This window comes from Myxococcus sp. AM011 (assembly GCF_013372595.1).
Lineage (GTDB): Bacteria > Myxococcota > Myxococcia > Myxococcales > Myxococcaceae > Myxococcus > Myxococcus eversor.
In genome coordinates this window covers 1-3,290 of record NZ_JABXEM010000484.1, presented here as the reverse complement: position 1 = coordinate 3,290, position 3,290 = coordinate 1, and the positions used below count along the sequence as shown (strand labels likewise).

Sequence of the window (3,290 nt, the reverse complement as noted above, 5' to 3'; positions counted from 1 at the left end):
CCCCTCGTATATCCCCGGAAGCCCCCCCACGAAAGTCACCAACAGGGGGCCCTCGCGCGACGAGCCCTGCTCTGGTGAGCGAGGCCCGTCCACGCGAAGCAGATGCCCTGGTCCCTACACCGGCGAGCGGGTGTGGTCCTGAGCGACACGCTCCTTGCGCTCGACATCCAGCGAGCGCTCGGCCGTGCGAGCGGTGATGGCGCCCGCCGGGCTGAACACGGTGCGGTACACCGCCGCCGCCAGCCCCGCGCCCAACAGCGGCGCGATGATGAACATCCACAACTGCCCGAGCGCCTGCCCACCCGCGAACACCGCCGGCCCCAGGCTGCGCGCCGGATTCACGGACGTGTTCGTCACGGGGATGCCCACCAGGTGGATGAGCGTCAGCACCAGACCAATCGCGAGGCCGGCGAAGCCCACCGGCGCCTTCGCGTCCGTCGCGCCCAGCACCGTCAACACGAGCAGGAAGGTGAGCATGACTTCCGCGAGGAACGCCGCCCCCGCGCCATAGCCCTCCGGTGAGGCGATGCCGTACCCGTTCGAGCCCAGCCCCGCCACCGACGCCTGGTAGCCGCCCGGTACGCCCTTGGCGATGAGCAGCACCACGCCCGCCGCCAGCACGGCCCCCAGACACTGCGCGACGATGTAGCCCAGGATGTGCTTGTTCTCGAACTTGCCCGCCAGCGACAAGCCCACTGTCACCGCTGGATTCACGTGGCAGCCGGAGATGGGCCCAATCGCATACACCATGGCCAGGAGCGAGAGGCCGAAGGCGAACGACACGCCCAGGAAACCGATGCGGTCCCCCGCCAGCACGGCCGCTCCCACGCCGCCGAGCACCAGGACGAACGTCCCGATGAACTCCGCCATGTACCGCCGCATCCCATCATTGATGCCCCCGGCCGCTGATGCGGCGGGGAGTCTCTTGTCTGTCGCTGAACGCATGCGCACTCTCTCCCGCCGCACGCACCAGGACACGAGCACTCGCGTCCGGCGCCTCGCGGCGCAAACAGTCCCACTTGGGACGCTGCGCATGCCCGGGCCGACGACAACGGGAAACCGCGCTCCACGCCTGGAGAGCGGCATCCACGCAAGGCGCTCGATACTCCGCCACCCTTGATTCACGAGCCGGCGGGAAGGCGACCCACTTCCCGCGCGGCCGGGGGCGACTCGGGGGCTACTTGCCCTTCATCACGCCAATGAATGGCACGTTCCGGTACTTCTCCCCGAAGTCCAGCCCGTAGCCGACGACGAACAGGTCCTCGATGACGAAGCCCTTGTAGTCGATGTCGATCTTCGTCCGCGCCCGCGCCGGCTTCTCCAACAGCGAGCACAGCTTCAGCGACGCCGGGTGCCGGGCCCGCAGGTTCTCCAACAGGAAGCTCATGGTGAGCCCCGTGTCGATGATGTCCTCGATGATGAGCAGGTGCTTGCCCGCCATCGGCTTGCTGACGTCGGTGGTGATGCGCACCTCGCCCGTCGTCTCCGTGCCGCCCTGGTAGCTGGACACGCCCAGGAACTCCAGGGTCAACGGCAGGTCCACCGCCCGCGCCAGGTCCATGGCGAAGAACGTGGAGCCCTTCAACACGCAGACGAGCGTCAGCTCCTTGCCCGCGTAGTCCCGGGTGATTTGCGCGCCCAGCTCCCGCACGCGCGCCTGCAGCTTCTCCTCGGAAATATGGACGCCGACTTCCTGCTCGTAGAACGCCAAGGCTTCCTCCGCGCTACACGTAGGCGTTGTTCATGATCTCCCCGAAGCCGCCGCCACCGGGGACGATGTACTGCCGGTCATCCAGGCCGCGCTCCTTCTCCCAGAGCGCGCCCGGCGCCGTGCCGAAAACTTCTGGAGGAGACAGCCCACGGTCCAACCGGAGCGCGTAGATGACCACGTCCGGATGGTCCGTCGTCATCTTCCGCAAGTACTCCGGCGTGACGATGAGGTTGAGGGTGATGATGCGCCGGGGCGTGCCGGGCACCTTCTCCTTGTAGAGCTTGATGGCGGTAGACAGGCTGCCGCCCGTGGCCCCCATGGGGTCCGGGAAGAGGACGAGCGCGTCATCCACGTCGCCGCCAATCTTCGCGCCGCCAATCTGCGAGCCCACCACCGTCTCGGCCGCGTCAATCATGCGGCTCATGATGATGTGGTCCTGCCGCACCACCGACGGGTCCACCGTGGCGTTGAGCAGGTCGTACGTCACCTGCGACGGCAGCGTGCCCGCCCGCGCGATGTTCACCGTCACCACGCGCACATGCGGGTCGATGACCTCGCCCTGGTAGAGCCCCTGCGGGGTGGAGTCGATCATCCGTGTCGGCAGGCTGACCATCTTCCGCGGGAACTCCGCGTTCACCACCGTCTTCACCAGGTCGCTGTAGAGCGTCTCCACCAGCCGGTTCACTTGCGGCTGGATGACACCCTTGGCGCACAAGGTGGCCAGTTGGGAGAGCAGGAACGGATTGCCCACCAGGTGGACGCGGGGTCCATAGTGGTGGGTCATCTCGTTCAACCGGAAGGGCACGTTCGCGTACAGGGTGTCACGCATGCGGTCGGTTCCTCTCGTGCCCTGTAGCGCGCGGGCGAAACGGCGTCAGTCGAACAGTTCGAGCGTCTGCGGCGGCGTGCCCTCGGTGGGCTCCGGCACGTGACACTTGCGGCAGCGGGGCTCGTACGCGCCCGCCGCGCCCACCACCACGCGCTCGCCACTGGAGACGATGCGCTGGGAGCGATTGGCCGGATTGCCGCAAACCACGCAGATGGCCAGCTCCTTCGTCACGTACTCCGACACCGCCATCAGCTGCGGCATCGGCTCGAAGGGACGGCCCTGGTAGTCCTGGTCCAGTCCCGCGCAGATGACGCGCAGGCCCTTGTTGGCCAGCGCCTCCACCACCGCGACGACTTCGGCGCCGAAGAACTGCACCTCGTCGATGCCCACCACCTGCGTGTCGGGCTCCAACCGGTAAAAAATCTCTTCAGCCCGCTCCACCGGCGTGGACGTCACCCGATGCTTCGAGTGACTCACCACCTGCGTCTCGTCGTACCGGTTGTCGATGCGGGGCTTGAACACCTGCACCTTCTGCTTGCCGTACACGGCGCGCTGGACGCGGCGGATCAACTCCTCCGTCTTGCCGGAGAACATCGAACCGCAAATGACCTCTATCCACCCGATATCTTTGGGGAATTGGTGCAAGGGACGCTCGCCTGGCCTGGGGGCGGAGGGGCGCGGATACTCTGTCACCCCCCCGCGGGAGTCAACCGCCAACCGCGTCCTCGTGACGGGGCCCCCGGGCACGCC

4 protein-coding genes are annotated in these 3,290 nt (G+C 67.4%); all 4 read right to left on the bottom strand.

Annotation, left to right across the window (positions count from 1 at the left end; all coding sequences use genetic code 11):
- Positions 1 to 114 precede the first annotated feature (114 nt).
- The gene (aqpZ, locus tag HUW62_RS46460) at positions 115 to 945 is read right to left on the bottom strand and encodes an aquaporin Z (protein WP_163862071.1); all 831 of its coding nucleotides are present in this window, start codon (positions 943 to 945) and stop codon (positions 115 to 117) included.
- 232 nt (positions 946 to 1,177) lie between these two features.
- Positions 1,178 to 1,711: a hypoxanthine phosphoribosyltransferase gene (gene hpt / locus HUW62_RS46455; RefSeq protein ID WP_163862068.1), complete on the bottom strand. Its 534-nt coding sequence runs from the start codon at positions 1,709 to 1,711 to the stop codon at positions 1,178 to 1,180.
- A gap of 13 nt (positions 1,712 to 1,724) precedes the next feature.
- A complete protein-coding gene (locus HUW62_RS46450; RefSeq protein ID WP_163862065.1) occupies positions 1,725 to 2,540 on the bottom strand; it encodes a uracil phosphoribosyltransferase in 816 nt (271 codons plus the stop codon).
- 45 nt (positions 2,541 to 2,585) lie between these two features.
- On the bottom strand, positions 2,586 to 3,185 hold the full coding sequence (locus HUW62_RS46445; RefSeq protein WP_163862062.1) for a thymidine kinase: 600 nt from the start codon (positions 3,183 to 3,185) through the stop codon (positions 2,586 to 2,588).
- Positions 3,186 to 3,290 lie beyond the last annotated feature (105 nt).

Bases quoted from the DNA above. Each gene is read 5' to 3' on its own strand.
- aqpZ (WP_163862071.1), bottom strand. From the start codon at position 945: ATGCGTTCAGCGACAGACAAGAGACTCCCCGCCGCATCAGCGGCCGGG.
- HUW62_RS46450 (WP_163862065.1), bottom strand. From the start codon at position 2,540: ATGCGTGACACCCTGTACGCGAACGTGCCCTTCCGGTTGAACGAGATG.